Annotated in this window: 19 protein-coding genes; 5 read left to right on the forward strand and 14 right to left on the reverse strand. The window is 64.7% G+C overall.

Going from position 1 to position 24,795, the window contains the following annotated elements; genetic code table 11:
- Positions 1-275 precede the first annotated feature (275 nt).
- From NITMOv2_RS12255 to nusG, 5 genes are all read right to left on the reverse strand, one after another.
- Complete coding sequence (locus NITMOv2_RS12255) at positions 276-1,085, reverse strand: CpsD/CapB family tyrosine-protein kinase (RefSeq protein WP_053380141.1); 810 nt, start codon at positions 1,083-1,085, stop codon at positions 276-278.
- Positions 1,086-1,129: 44 nt separating this feature from the next.
- Entirely contained in the window at positions 1,130-2,734 is a 1,605-nt protein-coding gene (locus NITMOv2_RS12260) for a GumC family protein (protein ID WP_053380142.1), read from the reverse strand.
- Positions 2,735-2,892: 158 nt separating this feature from the next.
- A complete protein-coding gene (locus tag NITMOv2_RS12265) occupies positions 2,893-3,537 on the reverse strand; it encodes a polysaccharide biosynthesis/export family protein (protein ID WP_053380143.1) in 645 nt (214 codons plus the stop codon).
- A 23-nt stretch (positions 3,538-3,560) separates the two neighbouring features.
- Positions 3,561-4,796, reverse strand: coding sequence for a porin family protein (locus NITMOv2_RS12270; protein ID WP_053380144.1), 1,236 nt, complete (start codon positions 4,794-4,796; stop codon positions 3,561-3,563).
- 55 nt (positions 4,797-4,851) lie between these two features.
- A complete protein-coding gene (gene nusG, locus NITMOv2_RS12275) occupies positions 4,852-5,427 on the reverse strand; it encodes a transcription termination/antitermination protein NusG (protein WP_053380145.1) in 576 nt (191 codons plus the stop codon).
- 345 nt (positions 5,428-5,772) lie between these two features.
- Here nusG and NITMOv2_RS12280 point away from each other — a divergent pair, with 345 nt between their 5' ends.
- A complete protein-coding gene (locus NITMOv2_RS12280; RefSeq protein ID WP_083447974.1) occupies positions 5,773-6,891 on the forward strand; it encodes a glycosyltransferase family 4 protein in 1,119 nt (372 codons plus the stop codon).
- 101 nt (positions 6,892-6,992) lie between these two features.
- Here NITMOv2_RS12280 and gap read toward each other — a convergent pair whose 3' ends face one another.
- The 5 genes from gap to NITMOv2_RS12305 all read right to left on the reverse strand — a co-directional run bounded on the left by gap (position 6,993) and on the right by NITMOv2_RS12305 (position 14,005).
- Positions 6,993-8,018, reverse strand: coding sequence for a type I glyceraldehyde-3-phosphate dehydrogenase (gene gap, locus NITMOv2_RS12285; RefSeq protein ID WP_053380146.1), 1,026 nt, complete (start codon positions 8,016-8,018; stop codon positions 6,993-6,995).
- A gap of 122 nt (positions 8,019-8,140) precedes the next feature.
- Entirely contained in the window at positions 8,141-9,268 is a 1,128-nt protein-coding gene (tal, locus tag NITMOv2_RS12290; RefSeq protein ID WP_053380147.1) for a transaldolase, read from the reverse strand.
- A gap of 175 nt (positions 9,269-9,443) precedes the next feature.
- Positions 9,444-12,131: a DNA ligase D gene (gene ligD, locus NITMOv2_RS12295; RefSeq protein WP_053380148.1), complete on the reverse strand. Its 2,688-nt coding sequence runs from the start codon at positions 12,129-12,131 to the stop codon at positions 9,444-9,446.
- 97 nt (positions 12,132-12,228) lie between these two features.
- Positions 12,229-12,933 carry a Slp family lipoprotein gene (locus tag NITMOv2_RS12300; protein ID WP_053380149.1) on the reverse strand — a complete coding sequence of 235 codons (705 nt, stop codon included), beginning with the start codon at positions 12,931-12,933 and terminating at the stop codon, positions 12,229-12,231.
- Positions 12,934-13,072: 139 nt separating this feature from the next.
- Positions 13,073-14,005 (reverse strand): glucosamine inositolphosphorylceramide transferase family protein, encoded by a 933-nt coding sequence (locus NITMOv2_RS12305; RefSeq protein ID WP_053380150.1) that lies wholly within the window; start codon positions 14,003-14,005, stop codon positions 13,073-13,075.
- Between the two features lie 232 nt (positions 14,006-14,237).
- On the opposite strand from NITMOv2_RS12305, the gene NITMOv2_RS12310 reads away from it, so the two are divergent.
- The 4 genes from NITMOv2_RS12310 (at position 14,238) to NITMOv2_RS12325 (ending at position 20,250) form a co-directional block, all read left to right on the forward strand.
- On the forward strand, positions 14,238-15,704 hold the full coding sequence (locus tag NITMOv2_RS12310; protein ID WP_053380151.1) for a UbiA family prenyltransferase: 1,467 nt from the start codon (positions 14,238-14,240) through the stop codon (positions 15,702-15,704).
- A gap of 157 nt (positions 15,705-15,861) precedes the next feature.
- Positions 15,862-17,325, forward strand: coding sequence for a DUF2723 domain-containing protein (locus NITMOv2_RS12315; protein ID WP_145976309.1), 1,464 nt, complete (start codon positions 15,862-15,864; stop codon positions 17,323-17,325).
- Between the two features lie 32 nt (positions 17,326-17,357).
- A complete protein-coding gene (locus NITMOv2_RS12320; protein ID WP_053380153.1) occupies positions 17,358-18,680 on the forward strand; it encodes a hypothetical protein in 1,323 nt (440 codons plus the stop codon).
- 31 nt (positions 18,681-18,711) lie between these two features.
- Complete coding sequence (locus NITMOv2_RS12325; RefSeq protein WP_053380154.1) at positions 18,712-20,250, forward strand: hypothetical protein; 1,539 nt, start codon at positions 18,712-18,714, stop codon at positions 20,248-20,250.
- 81 nt (positions 20,251-20,331) lie between these two features.
- On the opposite strand, the gene NITMOv2_RS12330 is transcribed toward NITMOv2_RS12325, so the two are convergent.
- The 4 genes from NITMOv2_RS12330 to NITMOv2_RS12345 all read right to left on the reverse strand — a co-directional run bounded on the left by NITMOv2_RS12330 (position 20,332) and on the right by NITMOv2_RS12345 (position 24,743).
- Entirely contained in the window at positions 20,332-20,922 is a 591-nt protein-coding gene (locus NITMOv2_RS12330) for a Slp family lipoprotein (protein ID WP_053380155.1), read from the reverse strand.
- A gap of 46 nt (positions 20,923-20,968) precedes the next feature.
- Entirely contained in the window at positions 20,969-21,616 is a 648-nt protein-coding gene (locus NITMOv2_RS12335; RefSeq protein ID WP_053380156.1) for an outer membrane protein, read from the reverse strand.
- Between the two features lie 363 nt (positions 21,617-21,979).
- On the reverse strand, positions 21,980-23,281 hold the full coding sequence (locus NITMOv2_RS12340; protein WP_053380157.1) for an MFS transporter: 1,302 nt from the start codon (positions 23,279-23,281) through the stop codon (positions 21,980-21,982).
- 151 nt (positions 23,282-23,432) lie between these two features.
- On the reverse strand, positions 23,433-24,743 hold the full coding sequence (locus tag NITMOv2_RS12345; protein ID WP_053380158.1) for an SAM-dependent methyltransferase: 1,311 nt from the start codon (positions 24,741-24,743) through the stop codon (positions 23,433-23,435).
- Between the last annotated feature and the right edge of the window lie 52 nt (positions 24,744-24,795).

Here is a 24,795-nt window from a genome sequence, read left to right on the forward strand (position 1 = left end):
ACCCGAGAACGAAGCTGGCGGTCATTTCGAAACTTACACGGGCTGTTCAGAAAGGCCGTCCAGCAAGGCCGCAGGGAGGCGCACGGCGTCACGAATAAGTGACGCCACGTTTGTGCGCGCCGGCGAGATGGTGAGCCGGCAGTGTCCCGCGACTGAGACGTGTCGTTCTCACCCGCCCACCCCCGAGCCACCGAGACGGCTCGTTCCCCGCCGCGGTACGTCGCAAGGAGACGCGCGACTGAGAACGCCGCTGGCGGCCTTTATCAACAGCCCGGCTAGCCGGATTCGGGGGTCATGTAGTACGCGCCATAGTTATACGACGACAGCAGTCGGTCATCGCCGTTGTAGACCAGCCCGAGCAGCTTGGAGGGCCCCAGGGAGTTCAAGGCTTCCGCCACTTCCTGGCGCGATGTTTTGTTGGCGTAGACCACCATGAGGAACCCGTCGACGTTCCGCCCCAAGATGAGGCAGTCGGGCGCCAGCATCAGCGGCGGCGTATCCAGAAAGATCCATTCGTAGTCGCGCCGGGCTTCGTTCAGCAGCTCGGCGAAGCGGGCGGACTTGATGATCTCGTGCGGCAAGCCCTGCGCGCGGCCCGCCGTGGCGATGGACAGATTCCATGCGGGATGCCGGCGCACGACGTCTTTGAGGCGGAGGCCGGCGTTGAGCGCCGCATCGCGAAGGCCGACGATATTGTCCCGCAACCCCAACTGGGCGGCGATCGACGGCTTGCGGAAATCGACGTCCATGAGGAGGACCCGCGCCGACGGCGACTGGCTCACCGCCCCCGCCAGGTTGATCGCCGTCAGGGTTTTCCCGTCGCCCATCGTCGGACTGGTCATCGCGACGACCTGGAGCAAGCCGGTCTGCCGCCGCTGCTCCAACATCAATCCCAGCGTGCGATATTGCTCCGCCTCGAACGTGGCCGGCGTGAGCAGGCTCACCAGATGCTCGTCCGGCTTGGCGCGCCCCAACATCTTTTCGAGAACCGGCGCGTCTCCGCGGCTATCTCCCCGCTGATAGGCGGAGGACGAGCCCGACTCCGGTGGCGGCACGGCACGTAACGCAGGATTCACGTCTTTCATGACGGGTCATCGTTCCTTTCGGGCTTTCGCAAACCATGATGGCGTCACCGGGGAGCCGACGGGGCGGGCTTTTCGCTCAACATCCACACGAGCTGCTCGTTTTCCGCGCCGAGATACTGGAAGGCGCCCACGATCGCCGCGAGGCTGACGAGAGAGACCGCCGCCCGCAGTCCGGCCCAGACCGCTTTCTTGCGCCGCTCCGCTTTCGTCTCGATCAAAGGGATCCGCACCAGAATCGGCACCTTGGTGAAGGCCCGCAGCTCGTCGACGTCGTGGAAGGACCGGTCGCGGTACTCCGCCAGCATGACGCCTCCCGCCGCGATGGCGAGCGACAACGCCAGCCCGATGAGGTACAGCCGCGTCCGGTTGGGCGCGGCCGGGCTCGCGGACGGCATGGCCGGGTCGATGATCCGCATCTCCGCGTCATGGCGCGCCCGCTCCATGCTTTCCGCCAACAGGGCGTCTTCGTAGCGTTGCAGCAGCGACAGATACAGATCCCGCGTCATCTTGAAATCCCGCTCCAACTGTTGAAACTCCTGGGCATGCTGCGGAGATCGTTCCACCCGCCGCTGGTACGCGATCAGCTCCTGCCGGAGCCGCTGCTCCTCCACCTTGAGATTCTTCAAGTCGCGGTCCGACTCGCGCAGCGCCTGCCGGATGTCGTCCGGGCTGGCGAGCAGCGCCGCCGCCTGCGCCGGATCCAGCTTGGCGTCCGCGGCCATCTCGGCCAGCGCTTTCTCGATCGCGGCGATTTCCCCTTGCAGGCGCTGCACGTCGGGGTGCTTGTGGCTGGCGCGGGTCCGCAAGGCGGTCAATTCCGTCCGCAGCTTTTCCAACTGGTACGCCAGCGATTCCGGATGCGGGGCGGCGCCCGCGCCGCCCGCGGTGATGTCGAAGAGTTGCTTGCTCAACCGCTCCCTCCGCTCGATCAGCCGCATTTGATGCTCGCTGTTCAGAGCGAGATCCTGGTTGAGCCGCGACAAGGTGCTGAGATTGACGTGGATCTGATCCGGCAATTCGCCCATGTGGCGCTGCTGGAACTGGGCGATGCGGCGCTCCTGCTCGTCGTGCCGCGCCTTGATCTCGTCCAATTGCTTTTTCAGCAGCAGGGTGGTGTCCGAGGCCTGGCGCGTCCGCATCTTGACGTTTTCCTCGACGTACTCACCGGCCAGCGTATTGGCCACGCGCGCCACCGTCTCGGGATCGCGCCCGCGATAGCTCACTTTGAAGCCGAACGTCCCGTCGCGGCCGAAGACCTGACGCTGCAATTCTTTCAATTCCAACGTGATGTCCTTGCGCATCCGTTCGACGACCGATTCTTCGTCCGCGCGCTTCCGGAGATCCGGGTACAAATTGAAGCGCTCGATCAACTCCTTGAGGTGCGACCGGTTCAGGATCTTTTCCCGAATCATGTGCAGGCGCGCGTCCGCTTCCCCGGTGACGGATGACTTCACGTAGCCTTCCGGGATCTGCTGCTGCTCGACCAACACCGTCGCGGTGGAGCTGTAGAGATTCGGCAGAGTGGACACCAGGCTGAGAAAGGCCGCGCAGGGCGCGGCGAACAGGACCAGCGCCAGCCACTTGCGCCGGTCCCAGATCGCCGCCGCTTGCGCCAATCCCGCCCGGCTGTCGGGTCCCTCTTCCTGCATCACAGGCTCCTGGTCGACAACGGTCTATCTGGTCTATTTGGTCTGTCTGGTCTATTTGGTCTGTTCGGTCTGTTTGGTCTATCTGGTTTGTCTGGTTTGTTTCGTTTGTTCGGTTTTCGCACCAGATAGACCAGACAGACCACGCACCAGACAGACCATCAGGGGACGACGATGATGTCGCCGGGTTGCAAGAAGAAATTCTCCAGCCCGCCGTTTGTGGAAATCACTTTGTTGTAATTGAACGGAATCTGCCGCATGGACTTGCCCTCGGGGCGCAGGACCACGATGCGGTTCCGCCCGGCGAACTCGCCGAAGCCTTCGGCCATCGCGAGAATGTCCAGCACCGTGGCGCGGCCCTTCAGCTCGTGCCGCCCCGTCTTTTTCACTTCGCCGATGACGGACACTTTGAAGCTGTGCACCTCGCGGACGATGACGGAAACTTCCGGCGACGGAATATATTCGGCCAGCTTTTTGATGAGCACGCTGCGCAGCTGCGCGGGCGTCAATCCCGCCGCCTGCACGTCGTTGACCAGCGGCAGCGAAATTTTGCCGTCCGGCCGCACGGGCACCGTCCGGCTGATGGCGGAGTTGTTCCAGACGGAAATATCGAGCACGTCCTCCGCTCCGATCCGGTAATCCCCGATCTCCGCGCTCTGCGTCCCGGCATGATCGCCGTCGTAGGACGGGGACGAGCTCGACGATCCGGCCGCGCTCGATGATGAACTCGAAGACGACTCGGCGGCCAGGGCGGGTGCGGCCCCTACACACCCGATCGCCAGAAACAGCAAGACGTAACCTTTCATTGGACTCCTCCCCTGTAAATCGTTTACTGCCAGCGTGACGGATATGTGAACTCAAGGCGCAGCCAATACACATTCCGGTTGACGACGAAGAGATTGGCCGCCTCGCCGAACGTGCCTTCCTGATAGCTGAAATATGCGGACCCTTTCGCCGTCACATACTTGTTGAACTGATAGGCGGCTTCCAGAGTTCCGGCGTAGGTCGTCACGTCGAACGTCGCGTTCTTGCTCCACGACACGAGGGGCGACACGGTCACCAGGAGATGCTTCACCGGCTCGTACGTCAGGCCCAACAAGAGCGTCTCCGTCCGCGTGCCGCCGACGGTGCCGATGATCGTCGTGACGGCGCTGATGTAAGTCAGGTTCACTTCCCCGTTCGGAATGCGCCGCCGCAACCCCACCAAGGCCTCCGGCCGGTCGTCCAACTCGCCGTTCGAGAGGCGCGGGCCGACCCGCATGTCCAGGCGCGTGTCGGCCGAAAACTCGTGACTCCAGGACGCCATAAGAGCATGGGACTCGAAGTTGCTGGCGTTGGCGCCGAGAAACCCGAAGAACCCCGTGAAGTCTCCGCTGAAGGTGAAATAGCGCCCCACATAGGCCGGTCCGATGGTGTCGTGCGCGCCGATGCGATGATCCGCGCGGAGATTGAAAATGTGCGCGTTCGTCTCGACGGAACCGGCGAAAATATCCTTCGAGTACGCATATTGGCCGTTCAGCGTCGTTCGGGGATCGAGCCGGTATTCCGCGCCGGGATTGACGAAATACCGTTCGGACCGGAAGCGCGCCGCCTGGAACGCTGTCAGCACATTCAGTTCGAACGGCGTGTTGGTCTGGGCGTAGCCGACCTGGTTCGTCACGATCGTGCTGGTCGAGGGGCGCCACCGCATGTCCACCGTGCCGAACTGGCGCTGCTGAGCCGCATTGAGCTCCGTGAACTTGTTGTACACTTCCGAGTCGAACCGATAGTTGCCCACGACCGTGAACGGCGCGGATTGATAACTGGCCTGCAACCCCGGGGATACGCGGAGAAACACGTCGTCCTGCCGCCGGCCGCTCGTCGAGAAGAAGACGTTGTCGTCGTACACCACGCCCGTGGCGATCCACGGCATGATGTAAAGGTCTTCCGGTACCTGCTCGCCCGCCGCCACCGCCGGGTCGATCGGAGACCGAGGGATGCCCTGCGTGAGCTGCGCCGAAGCTACGGTCGGCGCCAGCACGAGCACACACAGCCACGCCCTGACGATGCCCCACTCGTCCCGCATCCGCGGACCCCACCCTGTTCTTATCGAGCGAACGGACAACGCGCCCCCGTCTCCGTCAGGCCGCCGTGGCAAGCGAGCAATCCACTTCGACGGCCACGCTCCGCTGGAACAACTGCACCGACAGCACCAGCAACCCCTTGCCGGCGTTCCGGCCGACCAGAATGCCCTCCACGTCCGCCAAGGGTCCCCGCGTGATGCGCACCCGTTGCCCCGCGGCGAGATAGGGATGCGGCAACGCCGGCAGATTCGACTGCACGACCGCCCGGATCGCGTCGATTTCCTGATTCGGCACCGGGGTCAATCGTCCCGCGCCGTTCCCCAGCACACAGACCAACCCTCGCGCTCCCAACAGCTCGGCATACCGAGCCTCGCTCAGCTCGTCACGGACGAACAGGTACCCGGGAAACATGGGCTTCAGGATCCGATGCTTCACGCCGGCCCGCCGGGACCAGATTTCAAGCTTCGGCAAAAAGACCTCGAATCCTCTGACCGCCAACTGATCGTGGACGAGTTGCTCGCAATGGCTGTGCGTCCACAGGGCATACCAGGGTGGCGGCCCCTGGAGATGCCGGATCTTCCCAGTGTGTCGGCATTGCGCAAAAAAGGCTTCGCCCCCTTCGGTTTTGGCCATGTTCCCAATCCCGATCCCATTGCTCGTCGGCTGCCCCGCTTTACAGGAGAAACGCGTCCGTCGGAGGAGCGACTCTGTGCGATCCAGGGTCACAGTAGCGGATCGTGGCGGAGAGGACTATCGGTGATCCTGCCGAAATTGGGACCGGAAAACACCCGAGGGATGGTCGAGGCTTTTCCGGAGGCGGCGCCAAGGGCCGCCGGCCGGAAGCCTGGGAGCGCGACTGCAGCCCCCCAGGGCGCGCCCCAGTTCGATCCGCACCTTCTTCTCGTCATAGTGGGCGGGAGGCCGAAGACCCAGCAACCAGGGGTCTTCTTACCCACCACCAAGGAAAGGACTGTCGGCATGAAGATCGCACAGGTATCGCCTCTTTGGGAAAGCGTCCCTCCGAAGCTGTACGGCGGAACGGAGCGGATCGTCTCCTATTTGACCGAGGAATTGGTCCGACGGGGGCACGATGTCACCCTCTTCGCCAGCGGCGATTCGGTCACGGCGGCCCGCCTCCGGAAAGTGTGTCCGGAGGCCCTCCGGCTGAAAAAGGGACCGGTAAACCGGGACGCGCCCTTCGTCCTCATGATGGAGCAAGTGTTCGGCGCGGAGGCCGCACAGTTCGACATCATCCATTCTCATGTGGATTTCATGGGTTTTCCGATGAGCCGGCGCTGTCAGACGCCCGTACTCACCACGCTGCACGGCCGGCTGGATCTGCCGGAAATCGGCCCCGTGTTCGACGAATACCTCGATCTGCCCGTCGTCTCGATTTCCAACGCGCAACGAGCGCCTTTGCCACAGGCCAATTGGATCGGCACCGTCTATCACGGCCTGCCGGATCTCTACACCTTTCACCCGGGCCCCGGCTCCTACTTGGCGTTCCTCGGCCGCATTTCCCCGGAAAAGCGGCCGGACCATGCGATCGAAGTGGCCAAACGGGTCGGCATGCCGCTGCGCATCGCGGCCAAGGTGGATCCCGTCGACCGGGACTATTTCGAGGCGGAGATCGAGCGGCTGCTCGAACATCCGCTGATCGAGTATGTCGGGGAAATCACCGATGCGGAGAAATGCGACTTCCTCGGCGACGCCGCGGCGGTCGTCTGTCCCTACGATTGGCCGGAACCGTTCGGAATCGTGTTGATTGAAGCGCTGGCCTGCGGCACGCCGGTGCTCGCCTATCGGCGGGGCTCGATCCCCGAGCTGATCGAGGACGGCGTCACCGGCGTCATTTGCGACAATCTCTCCGAGATGGTCCGCGCGGTGGAGCGGGTGCCTTCCATCGACCGGTGGCGCTGCCGCCAGTCGTTTGAAACGCGCTTCGCGGTGCAGCGCATGGCGGAGGACTATCTGGCCCTGTACGAACGGCTGACGGCGGCGGTGCCGCTCCGGCCGTACGCGCCGGCCCATGCCCGCAACCATCACGTGTGGACGCCGGACGCGCGCGTCTTTGTGCCGGAGACGGATGCGGCATGAACGACAAGCGTTGAGCGGGACAGCGTTGAGCATTGAGACAGGGCATCTCAACGCTCAATGCTCTCTTGCTCAACGCTGAGGCGGTTCTCGATGCGGGCGCGCTAACGCGACGCCAGCGCCGGCTCGACCGGGACGATCAGCGCCATGCTGGTCGCTTGCCGCACCATCTGGCTGGCGTAGCCCCATTCGTTGTCGTACCAGCTCATCACCTTGACGAGTGTGCCGTCCACGACCTGCGTCATTTCCCGATCGATGATCGAGGCGCGCGAATCCTGCACGATGTCGCTGGACACGACGGGATCTTCCGCGACCCCGACGACGCCGGCATAGCGGTCGCTGCGGGCTTCTTCGAGAAACATCGCATTCACCGCCTCCACCGTCGTCGGCCGTTCCGTCAGCATGACGACATCCGAGATGGAACAGACCGGCACCGGCACGCGCACGCCCGTCCCATCGAACTTCCCCTTCAGCTCCGGCAGCGCGCGCGTCGTGGCGATCGCCGCGCCGGTGGTGGACGGCACGATGTTCGCGGCGCCGGCCCGGCCGCGCCGCATCTTCTTGTTGGCCCCGTCCACGATCGACTGGCTCGACGTGTAGGCGTGGATCGTGTTCATCACCGCTTTCAGTACACCCAACCGCCGGCCGACGATTTCCACCACCGGCGTGATGCAGTTCGTCGTGCAACTGGCGCACGAGAGAATGGGGCCGTCTTTCTCATGATAGGCGTTCACGCCGTAGACCACCGTCGGAATGTCTTCGTCTTTCGCCGGGGCGGACAGGATCACCCGTTTGGCGCCCGCTTGCAGATGCTTGGCGAGATCCTGGCGCCGGTTGAACCGGCCGGTGCATTCGAAGACCAGATCGACCTCCAGCTCACCCCAGGGCAGGCGCGCCGGATCGCGCTCGGCCGAAACGGGATATCGCCGGTCTCCCATGATCAGCCGGGGCCCCTCGGCTTTCACGTGGTTGGGATACCGGCCGTAGACCGTGTCGTAATTCAGCAGGTAGGCGAGATTGTCCGTCGGCGTGAGATCGTTGATGCCGACCAGATGGAGCTCCGGCGTACTGGCGAGAATCTTAAACGTGGCGCGCCCGATCCGGCCGAGTCCATTGATGGCGACGTTCATGGAACCTCCGGGAAGCGTCTGTTGGTCTGTCTCGTCTGTCTGGTCTGTTTGGTCTGTCTCGTCGTGGGCTTGTTTCCGTCGCACTAGATAGACCAGATAGACCTCGCACCAGATAGACCGTTCTACGCCGCTTTGCGGCCTCGGTAGTCTTCGCACTTCGCATGCAACGCCTTCATCGCGGCGTCGTAGGCGTCCATGAATTTTTGCACGCCTTCGTGTTCGAGCTGCCAGGCGACGGAGTCCGGTGCAATGCCGATCTCCGTGAGCGCGCGCATGGTGGCGGACGCCTGTTCGACCCCTTCTTCGATCGCGCCGGCCCGCACCTCCCCGTGATCGGCGAATGCGGCGATCGTCTGCTCGGGCATCGTGTTCACCGTCTCGCGCCCGACGAGCGGCTCGACGTAATACACGTCGCGGTACGCGGGATTCTTCGTGCCGGTGCTGGCCCACAACAACCGCTGGGGGCGGGCGCCTTTGCTCGCCAGCCATTCCCACCGCTCGCTCGCCGTGGTGCGCTTGAACGCCCGGTAGGCCAGCTTGGCGCTGGCGATCGCCGCCTGTCCCCGCAGCGCGGACACCCGGGCTTCATCCCCGGCCGCGCGCCGCTGCGCCAGGAGTTGATCCACCAGCACGTCGATGCGGCTCAAGAAAAAGCTCGCCACGGAGGCCACACGGTCGATCGGCTGCTTCTCGGTCACCCGGCGTTCAAGAGCGGTGAGATAGGCCTCGCTCACCGACTGGTAGGCGGTCACGGAAAAAAGCAGCGTGATATTGATCGACACGCCTTCGTACAGCATCTGTTCGATGGCGGCGACGCCGCGGTTGGTGCCCGGGATCTTGATATACAAGTTGGGCCGGCCGACCGCCGCGACATAGCGGCGGGTCTCGGCCATCGTGCCGGCGGGGTCATAGGCGAGGTGCGGCGACACTTCCAAACTGACGAAGCCGTCGACGCCGCCGCTGTCGCGATGCACGTCGCGCAGCAGATCACAGGCGCGCTGCACGTCGTCGACCAGGAGGTGATCGTAGATCTCGTTCGTGCGCTTGCCCCGCTCGACGAGCGCCCGGATGTCCTCGTCGTACTCGTCGCTTGTGAGCGCCTGCCCGAAGGTCGTCGGATTGGCGGTGATCCCGCGCAACCCTTCCTCCTTGATCCGGCGAGCCAGCTCGCCGGACACGATCATGCGGCGCGTCAAATTATCGAGCCAGTAGCTTTGCCCGCACTCCAATAGAGCGGCAAGACGATTCATGGGAGACCTCGGAACTTCTATGCTCTCGTGCTCCACGCCGCCTGTATACTGGGACGATCCCTCGATTCAGGAACGAGCCGGAAAGAGCCGAGCACCGAGTAACAACTCTGCTCAATCTCGGCCCTCGGCCCTTTCTCGCTTCTTCGATCTCGGCCCTCGAAACTTTCTTGCTTCTTTATGGCGCCAGCCGTCGCTTCATCCGCTCGGTGATCCGGCGCGTCGCGTCTCGGTACCCTTCCCAGGGATCCGCCCGCAGGCTCTTCAGACGACCCGGCACGTTGGTAACCGTGAAGGAGTCGGACTTGAGTTCCGGCGACAGTTCGTCCCAGGCCAGCGGCACGGACACCGGCGCGCCCGGCTTCGCCCTCGTCGAATAGGCGGCGATCGCCGTGGCGCCGCGCGCGTTGCGCAAATAGTCGATGAAGATTTTGCCCTTCCGCGCGCGTTTCGCCATGTTCGCCGTGAAACGCTGCGGGATTGTCCGCGCCATGTGGTCGGCGACGGACTTCGCAAAGGCCTTCGCCTCGTCCCACGCACACGTCCGTTCGATCGGCGTCACGAGATGCAGGCCCTTCCCGCCGGTCGTCTTTACAAAACTCACCAGTCCCAATTCGTCCAGCAGCGTCCTCGTGAGCTGCGCCGCTTCGATCACCTGCTCCCAGGGGACGGATGGATCGGGGTCCAAATCGAACGTGAGCCGATCGGGCTGTTCCAACCGATCGCGCGTGGCTCCCCAGGTGTGCAGCTCCAAGACACCCATCTGGACCAAGCCGAGCACGGCCTCCAGCGAATCCGCGATCATGTAGGTGCCGATTCCGTCATCCTCCTCGATCTCGATGCGCTGGATGGCTTTCGGCACGGTCTCGTTGATGTGCTTCTGGTAGAAACAGTCCTGATAGCCCTCCGGACACCGGACCAACGTCAGCGGCCGTCCGCGCAAGTGCGGCACGATCCACTCGGCGACGGCTTCGTAATAGCGGGCCAGTCCTTCCTTGGTGAGCCCCATATCCGGATACAGCACCCGATCGGGATGGCTCAGCCTCACAGTCGTCCCCTGCTCCCTTCGATTACCCCGCGTACCCCCGTTATCCCCCTTACCCCCTTTACCCCCATTACTACCCCGCGTACCCCCATTACTATCCCCTTGCTCCTCCTGCGGCCATTCCCGCCCGATGGCGCGCGCCGGCTTGTCTTGCCGCAGGCCTTGGAAACTCGGCTGGCGCAAGATCCCCTCCTGCGTCCACTCGGCAAACCGCACCTCGGCCACCAGCTGCGGCCGTACATAATGGACGCCGCGCGCCTCCGAACCGGAGGGCGGATTGACGAACGGCGGCCGCCGCTGTGTCAGACGGGTCAGCCGGGCGCTGAGCTCGCGCAACGACGTCTCCGAGAATCCCGTGCCGACCTTGCCCGCGTAGCGCAGTTCGTCTCCGTCATAATAGCCGACCAGCAACGCGCCGAATCCATGGCGCGATCCCGATGGATCGGTATAACCGCCGATGACGAATTCCTGCCGCCGCTCGCATTTGATCTTGAGCCAACTGGACCCGCGCCCGGACCGATAGGAGGCGTCGGCGCGTTTGGCGATCACGCCCTCGAGGCCGCTGCGGCAGGCTTCCACGAACACCTCCCGTCCCCGATCGACGAGGTGATCGCTGTACCGCAGCGTGGCCCCGTCGCGGCCGTCGGGGAGCAACGCGGCGAGCAGGCGCTTGCGCTCGGCCAGCGGCGCGCCGCGGAGGTCATACCCGTTGAGATACATGAGATCGAACAGGCAATAGACGATGGGACGGGGCGCCTCGAGATCGAAGGCGTTTTGCAGGGCTTGGAAATCCGGCTTCCCGCCGGCGTCCAGCACGACGACCTCACCGTCGAGCCACGCCTCGTCCAGGCCGAGCGCCGCCAGCGCCTCGGCCTGCGGACGCAGGCGGCTCGTCCAATCGTTGCGGTTTCGGCTGTAGAGCCGGGCCGTTCCCCGCTCCACCCGGCTGACGATGCGATAGCCGTCATACTTGATTTCGTGCAGCCAACCTTCGCCCGCCGGCATGCCGTTCACGAGACTCGCCAACTGCGGCGCGATCCAGTCCGGACAGGCGCGCTTCACCGCGCCGGGCACAGAAGCCGGGTGAAGCGTGATGCGTGATGCGTGATGCGTGGCGAACGGCAAGTGCCGGGTGCCCCGCCCGGAGGGCGGAGCGCTGAGCGCTGGCGGCGGCTGACGGCTGAGAGCTGAAGACCGGTTCGACTGCCAGACCCGGGCCCGCGCGCCCTTCACCTGCTCGATGCCGCGCCCGCTGGCCACGCTGTCCGGCAGCGTCTCGACGATCTCGCCCGCCGGTCCGGACTTCGCGTCCGCATCCCGCTCCTTGATGAGCAGCCAGTTGTCTTCGTCTTCGCCGCCCCGGCGGTGCATGCGCACCAGCGTCCAGCCGCCGTGCAATTTTTCGCCGCGCAGCCGGAACTTCAGCACGCCCCTCCGATAGCCCTCCCGCGGGTCGCTCAGCGGTTCCCAGGTCCCGCGGTCCCACACGAGCACCGTCCCGGCCCCGTACTGCTTCGGCGGGATGACGCCTTCGAACTCGGCATACTCGAGCGGATGGTCCTCGACATGCACCGCCAGGCGCTTTTGCGCCGGATCGAGGCTCGGCCCTTTGGGCACGGCCCAGCTTTTCAGCGTCCCGTCGAGCTCCAACCGGAAGTCGTAGTGCAGCCGCGAGGCGGCATGTTTCTGCACGACGAACAGCGGCCGGCCGGCCGGCGCAGCGACGGCTTGCCGGGCAAGACGGCCGCTCGGCTCCGGCGTCCGCTGAAAGTCCCGCTTGCGCCGATACCGATCCAGATCGTTCGTCGCCGGGCGCGGCATTGACTTCTCCTCCCGCCCTGTCAGAAAGCTGACTGCTGAAGGCTGATCGCGGACGGTCGTGCCGTGCCCGCGTTCATCACCCGCCGCCGATCACTCGTCACTTCTTGAATTGCGGAGGCACCGAGGACGGCGGCGGAGCGGGAGCCGGGGTCCTCACGCCCCCGAACGGAGGCACGATAAACGGCCCATAATACGAGTACGGATACAACCCGTACGGGCCCCAAAAGGGCATGCCGAAACCGTAATACCAGGGCGGCCAGGGCCCGTAGCCATAATAAGGATAGGCGGGATAGGGACCGTATCCGCCGTACGACCGGTGCTCGACCGTCCGCACGTCGTTCCAATCCACCAAATGCGCGATCTCGATCACGGGATACCGATACTCCTCATCGTCCAGCTGTCTCGTCGTCGCGCCCTTCACCTCGCCGACGACGGTGAGCGGCGCGCCCTTGTCGATCACCGCCGGATCGAGAAACTCACCCGATTTGATCGCGAGGAACCGGCCTTCCGATCGGCTGCGCCGATCCGACGGCGACAAGCCGGACTCGGTGGGAAGCTGCAGGACTTCGATTTCCGTGTGGTCCTTCACGCGTCGCGACTTCATCGCGAGGCCGCTCAGCATGACGGTTCGACCGATATACTGATCAGGCGCCGAACGCAGCTGAGCAAACGCCACCGATTCATCCACCCGCTCCTGGATATGAGGCGGGATGATCTGATCGAGCAGGTTCTGCCCGGTCTGGTGCGCCGATCGGGCGCAGCCGGCTCCCCACGGTGCAAGCGCGAGGAGAGCGACGGCCACACAGCCTCGGCAGAGGATCGGTAGCGATGCGTGCATACGAGTCCGCTGGTTTGTTTGGTTTGTTTGGTTTGTCGGGTTTGTTTGGTTCGGTTGGTTCCAACCAGATAAACCAAATAAACCGACTAACCAGACAAACCGTTCACATCACCACATACGGATTCACGCCCCAGCATCCGTCGATCACCTCCGTCTCAGCCACCCGCCCGTAGGTGTGCATGCCGTACAGGCGGGAGTGCCAGGTCGGCTCGAAGGTGGCCCGTCGCCGCTGCTCGAAGCGGTCGCGGTCAAGACGGACGATTTCATCGAACGAAAACGAGTAGCCGTATCGGGGATGGCCGCATTGCGTCGGTCGAATCACCCGGCCGTCCTCGCGGAAAATCGGTCCCGCGCCGCGCCCCTCGCCGTGGCCGCCGACGGGGCTCTTCGGATGCAGCCGCCAGACGCCCGTCAACGAATCGGACCAGAAGAGATGCGTCACGCAGCGGGCCGGACCCCGTTCCGGAATCGTCGAAAAAAAATACCACGTGCCTTCATGGTACCACGGCGTCGTGTCGTACGCGGCGTGGGGAAACAGGCGGTGCTCGCGCGTCCACTCGAACGGGAACCGCCGTGCGCGGTACAGCCACACCGCACGGTCGGCCGCCGTCTCCGGCACCATGTAGATCTCCCGGTCGTGGCAAAACAGGAGCGGGTACGACACGTGATGGTCGGTCGTCAGCGCAGGCGCAAACGGGGCGACCTGTCCGTCGACGTCGACCTCCGCCGCTACAATACGGCGTGCTTCGTTCCGCTCGTACTCATAATCCTCCGCCAAGAGCCAGGTCGTGCCTGCATGCTGCAGCAGCATCGGATCGGCGTAAAAATGTCCGCGCGGCGCCTCGATCCACCGGAAGTCGGGAAGAGCGGCGGGGCCCTGCTTCAGCAACGACGCACGGGAGCGGCGCAGGCCCACACGCCAGTGGGGGAACGATCGGCGAAACGGACGGAGAATCGTCTTCGAGAGAAACTTCTTCGCGATCTTGACGGGCCGGCGCTGGGTCCAGGCAGGCGCCGGCTTTTCCACATCCTTCACCCTGTCTCCTTCGTGCCTCAAGCGTAGCAACGGGGGTCACCGGCTGAACCTAGCATTTTCACTAGCGGACTTCGCCGGTCTCGCCGACCTCGCACTTCGCACTTCGAACCTCGAACTTCGAACCTCCTCCCTCCCGCAAGCGCCGTTGCTTAGGGGATCGACCGCTTGAAGCCGGGGAATCGCCTAGACCCCCCGTCTTTCACGTTCAATTCATAGTGTGGATCAGATACTCATGCATGTCGTCGGCTCTCAGGCGCTGAAATATCCGCCACCGGTCTGCCCGCTGGTGGTCGATCTCGACGGAACCTTGATCCGAACGGATACGTTGCACGAAGGCCTGTGCGGGCTGTTCCGGACGAATCCCGCCAGTCTGTGTCTGCTTCCGTATTGGTTATGGCGGGGCAAGGCGCGTCTCAAGCAGCAGCTGGCGGCGCGCACCACCGTCGATCCGCGGATCCTGCCGTTCAACCGCGACTTCCTGGCATGGCTCCATCAGCAACGAGCGCACGGCCGCACGCTCATCCTGTGCACGGCATCCGACCAGGCGGTGGCCACGGCGATCGCCGAGCATCTGGGCGTGTTCGACGAGGTGATGGCGAGCGACGGCACGGTCAACCTCGCCGGGCCGCACAAGGCCGAAGCGCTCGTGCAGCGGTTCGGGCCGGCGGGATTCGACTACGCGGGCAACTCGCGGGCCGACCTGTCGGTCTGGCAATGGGCGCGCCGCGCGATCGTGGTCGGCTCCGCGACGGCGATGGCCAAGCATGCGGCCTTGTCCGGCAAGGTCGAGCGGGTCTTTCCGTCTCCCGCGTGGGACTTCACGACGTGGCGGCGGGTGCTGCGCCTGCACCAGTGGCTCAAGAATCTGCTGCTCGGGGTGCCCGCGGTGGCCGCGCACCAGATCGCAGACCCGGGCACCTGGCTGGCCATCGTCCTTGCGTTCATCTCCTTCAGCTTGTGCGCGTCGGCGGTCTATGTCACGAACGATCTGTTGGATCTCGACAGCGATCGGAAACATCCGCACAAAGTGAACCGGCCCTTCGCGTCCGGCCTCGTGCCGGTCTGGGCGGGCTTCGCGCTGGCGCCCCTCCTGCTCCTCGGCAGCGTCGCGGTGGCGCGCCACGTGGGCGGCGCCTTCCTCCCGTGGCTGGCGGTGTATGCCGCGATGACGGCGGCCTACTCCTGGGGCCTCAAGCGGCTCATCCTGATCGATTGCCTGATCCTCGCGATGCTCTATACCCTGCGCATCGTCGCCGGCGCGGCCGTGACCGGCATCGAGCTCTCGTTCTGGCTCCTGGCCTTTTCCGGATTTGTGTTCCTCTCGCTGGCCTTCGCCAAACGGTACGCGGAGCTGCGCATTCTGTCGCACCAGGGGGAGGAGCAGGCCCACGGCCGCGGCTACCGCGTCTCCGACGCGCCGCTGGTCCAGATGTTGGGCGTCACCTCCGGCTATGCGGCGGTGGTGGTGTTCGCGCTGTATCTCAACAGCGAGGCCGTGCTGCGCTTGTATCGCGCGCCCCAGTTCCTCTGGGCCGCCGTGCCGATCATGGTGTTCTGGATCAGTTGGATGTGGATGCAAGCCCATCGGGGCCACCTGCGCGAAGACGCCGTCGTCTTCGCCGTGACCGATCGCGCCAGCCTGCTGGCCGGCGCCGCCTTGGCTTGCGTGGTCACCCTCGCGACGGTCAGCTGGCCTTAACAGGATGTTGAAAAAGTCCGCCAGCTTTGTTCTCGGCTTGCAAGAATCCTCAACGTACCCCAGAGGGTACGCCTGCGGTTCTTGCATCGCCTGCGGCCGCGCTGGACGGCCTTTTTGAACATCCTGCTACAACGTGTTCTGACCCGGGAGTGATATCGTGCGCCTGTCTTCAAGCGACGCAGCAGACCATACGGTGAACGCCGTCTCGGTAGACGGGGCGACGTCTTTCCGGGCGACCGCCGTGGTCGGATTCTTTCTCTTGGCCGCCGTCGCCTTGAGCTTCGGAGCGTCGAGCGGTCCGATTCAATGGATGGACAACGGGGGGCTGATGTTTATCGCGTCGCGGGGCGATTATTTCCCCGATGAGATCTATGCGACTCTTCATCCGCTGTATCAGGCCGTGACGGTATGGCTGTTCAATCTGTTCGGTCCCGCCGCCGTGGCGTATCTCAACAGCCTGTTGCTGGTGCCGATCGCGTACGTCGTGTACCGGCTGGGCCGCGCGCTGGAATTGGACCCGCCGTATGCGGCCATGGCCGCGCTGGGCGTGATCCTTCTGCACAACGTGTTTTGGGTCAGCACGAAGATCGAAGTCTATGCTCTGCACCTCCTCATCGTGCTCGCCGCCTACTGGATCGTCTTCGACGAGGAGGCGGCGCGCCGGCCCTCGCTCATGGTCTTCGCGGTCGGCGCCCTCACCGGGTTGGGCGCGGCGACTCATCAACTGACGTTCATCGTGCTCTTTCCGCTGTATGTCTATGTATTGCCGCGCGCCGGCCGGCGGATCATCTGGGCGGTTCCGGGCTTTCTGCTCGGCGTCTTTCCCATCTATTCCGCGCTGTTCCAGAGCGTCACGGCAGGAGGCGACGTCCTCCGGCTGATCCGCGTGTTTTTGACCGGGTCCGACGGCGCCGCGGTGGCCGGGTGGGAACGCGCGTTGTTTCGATTCGACAAGATGCTCGAAGGGAAGGCCTACGTGATGTTGGTCCTCGTGTCGCTGTGCGGCATCGGCGTGCTCGGCTTGGTCCTGCGCCCCGCCTCGCCGAAACTCCGGGTGCTGTGGTGGGCGGCGACGCTCAACTTATTGTTCGCCGTGAGCTATCGGCTGAACGACCGCTTTACATTTTTCCTGCCGGGGGCGGCCTTGTACACCATGCTCGGCGTGGCCTGGGTCTCCAGGCGGTACGCCGGATACGCCGTCGCGCGCTACGCCGCGCTGGCGGCGATCCTCGCCCATCCGCTGATCATCGTCGGAACATTTCTGGCGGCGAGCAGCGGGGCCGTCACGCTTCCGACGCACTCCGTCGCGCTGCCGTATCGCGACGACATCAAATACTTCCTGGTGCCCTATCTGCCGGATCGATCGGCGGAAGCCTTCGTGCTCGCCTACGAAAAGTACGTCCCGCGAGGATCCGCCGTCATGTCCGATTTCACTCCGATGGCGGCGTTACGCGCGGCGCAGGTGAACGGGCGCTTCTTGGATCGGGCCTTGCTTCAGTGCGACGAGGAGCATGCGACGTGGCCGGACCTCGTCTATCTCGTGCGAACGGACTACTGCGCGCCGTATCTCACGGCCTACACCCTGGAGCCGGCTCCCCTCGGCTGGATCGCCCGGAAGTGAGGCCACCGCGCCGGTCGTCATTGGAGCACGCCATGGATGGTCATCCACCGATTCAGCGCCGTCTCACCGCGCCCCGGATGCGGGCGCTCGCCGGGTTCGCCCTGACGACATGGACCCTGTCCGTAGCGCCTCCGGTCGGCCCCGACGAGCCGACGGAGGGAACGCGGCTCCCCTACTCCGTCTCGGCCGAGACGGTGAAGGCGGATGCCGGCGTCTACCCCGTGCGCTTCATCGATCCCCCGTCCAAGGGCGGGACGATCATCGATCCCGCGTTCGGCATTCCCATCCTACGGCTCACCGATGAATCCGATGGAAGCCAATGCCGCAACCTGTATTCGTATTGGGCGTCCATGAATCTGGACCATACAAAGATCCTGGTGTATTGCGATCACAAGCCCTACATCCTCGATTTCGATCCCCGGACGCTCACCGTGCGAGGCCCCAAGTATCCGGCCCTGCCGGCCGGAGTCGAAACTCAAGGTGAAATCCTATGGAGCTCCGTGCACGCCGATCTGATCTTCTATCAAGTCGGGCGCGTCCTCCACCGGCGGGACGTCGCGACGGGGCAGGGCGGCATGGAGACGGATTTCTCCGCGGTGCTGGCTCCGCATCAGATCGCCTGGCAACTGAGCAAGAGCGACGACGACGACGTCTTCGCCTTCACGAAGGCCGCCGGCTATTGCCGCTACGAGGGGTACGCCGTGTGGAGCCGATCGCAGCGGCGCTTCCTGGCGAACGAGGATCTCCAGCCGATGGATGAAGTCCACATCGACAAGACCGGACGCTATCTGGCGATCGACGCGATCCTGTCCGTCTGTGCGGGCGGAGCGGATCCGCCCGTCCACGACTCGCTCCAGTGGATCATCCTGGATCTGGTCACCGGGACCCGGACGCCGCTGTACGACAATCCTTCGGACCTGCCGCCGGGCCATTACGCCCTCGGACGCGAATCCATGGTCGGCTCCGGCTGGGCGGCCTCACCGCTTCAGTGGCGCTCGCTGGCGACCGCCTCGAGCACGCTCAGGCGGCCCCGCATTTTGTACGACTTCGGCGGCGTCCGGTCGGGCGCGCACCACTCCGCGCTGGCCGACAACGAGCATTGGGTGCTCACGAGCAGCTACAGCGGGACGGCGGCCTCGGCTTCCCGGCCGTTCGAAAACGAGATCTATCAGACGGCGACCGACGGATCCGGACGCATGAGACGGCTCGTCCATCATCGGTCCCATAACAACGACGGCTTTTGGGATACGCCGCGGGCCAACATCAGCAAGAACGGCCGGTTCGTCGTCTTCACCAGCAACTGGAACGGCCTCCGGCGCGACGCCTACATGGCGATCATTCCGCCCGCGCCGTGAGGCGCGTCATTCATGGGGAGAGGGCGCTCGTTTGGCGGTTCACGCGCATACGTCCGATTTCCGAGTCGGTGCCTGGGCCGTTGTCGGCATCGCGATCGCCTTCGTGCCGATCGTGATTGCGGCGATCCCGCCCCTCGCCGACTACCCGAATCACCTGGCGCGCGTCCACATCCTCTCCAACCTTCCTCGCGTTCCGGAACTGGCGGCCTACTATCGCGACGTCACGAGCGCGCAGCCGAATCTGGCCTTCGACTTCGTGGTGGGCCTGCTGTCCCGCGTCATGCCGTTGGAAACGGCGGGAAAGGCCTTCCTCGCCCTCACCATTCTCGCGATGGTCGGGGGAACGTACGCGCTTCACCGGGCGCTTCATGCGCGCGCCTCCGTCTGGCCGTTCCTGTCTCTCTTGTTTGTGTACAACCGGCTGTTCCTGTGGGGCTTCGTCGCCTATCTCTTCACGCTGGGCTGCGCGCTGGCGGCGTGTGCCGGATGGGTCGCCTTACGCGGGCAGCCCGTGATCCGTTTGATCGCCGCAACCGTCCTGGCCACGCTCCTCTATCTCGGGCATCTCTACGCGTTCGGCGTCTACGCGCTGTGCATCGCCGGTTACGAGCTCACCGTGCTGTGGGATCGACGCCGCGACCTGCGGCGGGCGCTCGCCGCGGCCGCGATGGCGGCGGTACAATTTGCTCCGGCCGTGTATCTGTTCTTGTTCGTGAGCCCTACATCCGGCGCAGCCGGGGCCACCGAGTGGGGGCCGATGTGGCGGAAGGTCGCCGCACCGCTGAATCTCCTGCACAACTATCACCTGGCATTCGACGCCGCGTGCCTGGCCCTCTTGGCGGCCGTGGTGCTGGTGGGGCTTCTCCGGCGCAACCTGACGTTCAACCGATTCATGGCCGCGCCGCTCGCGCTGCTGTCGATCACGTTTCTGCTCATGCCGGATGAGCTGTTCAGCAGTTACGGCGCGGACAAACGGCTCCCCATCGCCATCGCCCTGGTGGCGATCGCGGCCTCCGAGTGGCGCGCATGGAGCCGGCTCACGGCTGTTGCGCTGGCGGCCTTGTTCGTGGTGCGGGTGGCGCTGATCGCCGAGGTGTGGGCCCAATCGAACGGGGTCTATAGCAATTATCTGGCGGCGATCGACCGCGTGCCGTACGGCGCCAAACTCCTGGTCGTCGTCGCGCATCCATCACAGATCAGTTTACCGCCGATCCCGGCGTTCGAGATCGCCAACCTGGCCATCGTGTATCGCCGCGCATTCGTGCCGAGCCTCTTTACCTTCCCCCGAGAAGCCGGGCAGGCGGTGGCTTTTTCGCCGGACATGCAGAACCTTGTCAAGGCGACCCCCTACCATATCGTTCGCCCGGATGACCTCACGCTGTTGAACGACCCGGACTATGCCCGTCGCGCGGGACCATTCCGGCCGGAGTTAGTCTCTCAGTACGACTGCGTCTTGATCATCAACGGAAGGCACTTGCCGATCCCGCCTCCCGACGGCGAACCGCTGTATGAAGGACCCGACGTCGTACTACTGAAGGTGAACGGGGTTTATGCCGAACAGGCCTCATGATGCGCAGTCAGGACCTCATCCCTCTTTAGTGCTCCTTCGCCCATCAGATTCTCTCTTCACTTTTTACTTTTGACGTTCCCTTTAGAATCCCGTGCCGATGCCGACACCACCGAAGCTCCCGCCGCGCCCGCCGCCGAAGCCGAAGCCCAGCCCGCCGAAGAGGCCGACCACCGGCGACGCCCGCCGCCGGCGGTGGTACTCGCTCGCGTCCCACACATGTACGTGCTTCACGGCGACCGTCGGGTACCGATAATCGGAGTCATCCAGCGGTTGCACGCGCTCGCCGGTCACCTCGCCGACCACGGTCACCCGCGTGCCGGGCGGATACGAAGCCGGATCGAGCCCGCCGCGGTCGAATGCGAGAAAGCGGCCTTGGGATTCGCTGCGCCGCCAGGCCGGCGGATCGTCGCCGTCCTGCACCGGGAGTTGGAGGATTTCGAGCTGTGTGCCGTCCTGCAGCCGCTTGGCCGACAAGACCTCTCCCCCCAGCACCACCGTTTTGCCGTTGTAGGAAGCCGGTGAGGCCAGCAGCTGCGGAAAGGACACGGACGAATCGATTTGCGATTCCAGCTCCGGCGGGATGACGGCCGGGCCGCTCGAACAGGCGGCCGAAAGCAAAAGAAAAAGGCTGAGGTTAAGGTTAAGGAATGAGTCACAGCGGCGCTGTTCCATATTGCCCTCGCTCAACCTTAAACCTCAACCTTAGCCTTAACCTCTGTTAAAAATGGTAGCTGATTCCGAACACCACATGCTGCGCCCGGTAGTCGCCGCTGAATCCCCCGCCGGCGGGAAAGGCTTGATCGAAGACCAGATTGCCGCGCGTGTACTTGTATTCGGTGAAGACGGCGACATAGGGCGTGACGAAGGCCCGCAGGCCGGCGATCAGATTCATGCCGAACCCCACGTCGCTGTCGCTTCTGGTCGTGGGCGAATCGCCGAGGCGGGCGATCAACGCCGCCCCACCGATGCCGGCGTAGGGCTGGAACGTCTGCCCCGGATAGCGGAAGAGAATGTTCAGCCCCACGTTCGTGATGCCGAGATGCGCTCCCGGGATATGTTCTCCAGTAAACGGATTATTGAAGGCCTTGAGATGCGGCGAGCTGTGAAACGCATCCAGTTCGATGCCCACCGCGCCGTTGCCCGGATACACGCCGATTTTGCCTCCGTACACAAGGGCATTCTTGAGGTCGAAATCCGGCGCGGTCCCTCCCCGGAGAATGCCCGTTCCTTGAATATCGTCCAACCGGTCCGCGAAATTGACGCCCGCTTGGCCGGCGACGTACCACTCCGCCCCGCCGGGCTCGGCGGCGAGCAGGCCCAGACCGACCGCCAGAACGCATAGATAGCTCAGCCCTTTGGTCGCCATGGGTGGCTCCTTCTAAGCATGCCGGTGCAAGAGCAGCGCCATTGGTGCCGCGGGGCACCCCTGGCGGAAGAGCTGAGTTTCTCCGGGATACACCCCGCTTCATGGACGGGGTGCCATCCCCCCAACCGGCGCAACCTGTCTCGCGGGTCGGGCAGAATGTCCCCGCCGGGCCGGACTCCTGCGAGGGTTTACCCAGTAGCGTCCGTGGATCGCTGGAGCAAACTGGGTGGACGCCCAGTATCCCTCGTGCTGCTCGCGCGCTGCGCCACGGAGAATTGTCGTTATGGCGGACTCTCACCTCAACGCCATTCTGGCGGCCCTTCCTGAACAGAAGCGTGAGCGCATCGGGGCTCGTCAACGCGGTCACGAGGCCTTCCTCAGCAGGGCCGGCTGCTGAGCCGCTTGCTCCGTCAGACGGCGGCACCAGGGGATGACCGCCACCGTAATGGCCGCAGCCGCGAGTTGCACGCCGGCGATCCCGAGCAGGCTGATCGAGGGACCCAAGGCGTCGGCCGCCCAGCCGAACACCGTCATCCCGATCATGGCGAAGGCCATCGAGCCGGTGTTGAAGACCCCGAACACGCGCGCCAGCAGCTCTTTCGGCGTTCGCTCTTGCAGCGAGGCGGACACGAGCGGCGTGATGAGCCCGGAGCTGGCGCCGATCGCGGCGATCAACGCAGCCGCCGCCGCGACGGAATCGCTCGCCGGCAGGACGAGCACGGCCGCCCCGCCGGCCGCCGCCGCTCCGGCGACCAGCCAGAGACGGCGGCAAATCGGCGGCTGCTTGTTCCAGAACAGCCAGGCGGTCGCCGCCAGAATGCCGAGGCTCAGCGAGGACCAGAGCCAGCCGAGGGCGACCGCGCCGACGTGTAAAATGCGATCGCCGACCACCGGCAGCAAGTAGACGAATCCGGTGGACCCGAGCGAGAACACCGACGCGACGATCATCAGCAGAAACAGCAGCCGGTGCCGGATGAAGATGAACCGGATCCCCTCCGACAAATCCTTCACCGCCTGCCTCCACAAGCTGTCGCTCGTGCGCCGGAGTTCCACGTGCGGCACGCGGAGCGGAATCTTGCAGAGCGCCGCGATGAAAAACCCGCCTGCGTTGACGTAGAGCGCCCGCGGGGCGCCGATGGCGGCGATCAGCACGCCGCTCAGCGCCGGCCCGAACAGCTGCCCCATCGTCATGGCGCTCTGCATCAGCGCGTTGACGCGGGTGAGCTGCTCCTTGGCCACGATCAGCGGCACGGCGGCGTTCAGAGCCGGCCCAAAGGCCATCGAAAACACCGCCGTGATGAAAACCAGCGCGTACAACCGCGGCAGCGTCAGCCGGTCGAACGCGTAGAGGAGCGGAATCGCCGCGAGCAGTCCGGTACGCGCCAAGTCGATGACGATCATCGCCCGCCGCTTGCGCACGCGGTCCAGGTACACGCCGGCGAAGGGACCGAACACCAGCGGCGGGATGGTCTGCAAGACGCCGATCAGCGTCATATCGAGCGCGGATTCGGTCATCGCGTACACGAACCACAACAGCGCCACTTTGCTGACGCCGTCGCCGATCTGGGACACGACTTGGCCCGCGTACAACCACCGCACGTTCCGATCGCGCAGCAAGGCCTGCCATCCGGCCGTTTTCTCGCGTATGGCAGTGAGGGAGGCCATATGAAGATTGGTCTATCTGGTCCGAGGTCTCTCTGGTTTGTCTGGCGCAAGGGTTTTCTAGTTTATCTGGTACGAAAACCAGACAAACCAGACAAACCAAACAAACCAGACAGACCAAACAAACAAAATAGACCAGACAGACCGATCCCGCTCACGCCGCCTGCGGCGTTTCGTGACGGGCGGCGGGAACCTGCCGGTACCAATCCTCCCGCGTGAGCGGCAGGTCCGTCCGCCCGTCGACCGCCTTCACGCAGAGCGTCTGATAGAGACTGAGCCGCCCCCGCCTGAACAGATAGGCCGCCATCGCCATATAGATACGCCACACCCGATAGGTGACTTCGCCGACGATGCGCGCGGCTTCGTCGTGGCGCTCTTCGAGCCGGCGCCGCCAGGCGTCCAGCGTGAGGATATAGTGCTCGCGCAGACTCTCCACGTCCCGCACTTCGAGGCCGCTTCGCTCCGCGCCGCGGACGATCTCCTGAATCGGCAACACCTCCGCGTCGGGGAAGACGTAGCGGTCGGCGAACGGCCCCAGCCGGGGGTTGCCGTCCCGGGTGCCGATGCCCTGGTTGAGAAACACGCCGCCGGGCGTCAGGAGCTCCATCGCGCGCCGGTGGTAGACGTCGAGTTGCGCCCGGCCGACGTGCTCCACCATGCCGATGCTGACGATCTTGTCGTACAGCGCGTCGCCTTGCACGTCGCGATAGTCGCGCACATCGATGCGGCACCGGCGCGCGAGCCCGAGCTCCTCGACCCGCTGATTCGCCGCTTCCGCCTGGCGCCGGCTCAGGGTGATGCCGTGCACCGACGCGCCGTAGTTCTGCGCCGCGTACAGCGCGAAGCCGCCCCAGCCGCATCCGATGTCGAGCACACGGTCGCCCGGCTTGAGGCGCAGCTTGCGGCAGAGATAGTCGAGCTTCTGCGTCTGCGCGTCGTCCAGCGCGTCGTCCGGCCGGCGGTAGTAGGCGCAGGAATAGAGGAGCCGGCGGTCCAGCCACAAGCGGTAAAACTCCACCGGCACGTCGTAATGGTACCGCACGGCATGCCGGTCGCGGCGCTTGCCGTGCCGGCGGCCGTCCAGCACGAGCGCCCGCGTCTCTTCCGGCAGTCGTTTCAAATGCCGCTGGCTCCAGGCCGCGGCGCCGAAGCGCAGCCAGTCGGCGGGCGTCCAGCGCCGCTCGAGCAGGCGATCGGCCAGCGGAAGCAGCGCGGCGAGATCCCCTTCCACGTCGATATCGTCGTAGATGTACGCTTCGCCCACCGCCAACTGGATCGGCAGGCGCAGCATGCGGCTGATCGATTCGGGATGGCGGAACACGATCGTGGCGGCGGGCCGCTCATCGGACCGGAGCTCCCACGCCGATCCGTCCCAAAAACGCGCCGCCACGTTGCGTGAACCGGCCTCGCGGACCAGACGCTGCACCAGCGCAAGCCCGGAGCGGATGGCGAATGAGGAATCCATGGAATGAGATCGATTTTGTCTGTCTGGTCTGTCTCGTCTGTCTGGTCCGTGC

The sequence above is a fragment of the Nitrospira moscoviensis genome (assembly GCF_001273775.1).
Lineage (GTDB): Bacteria > Nitrospirota > Nitrospiria > Nitrospirales > Nitrospiraceae > Nitrospira_D > Nitrospira_D moscoviensis.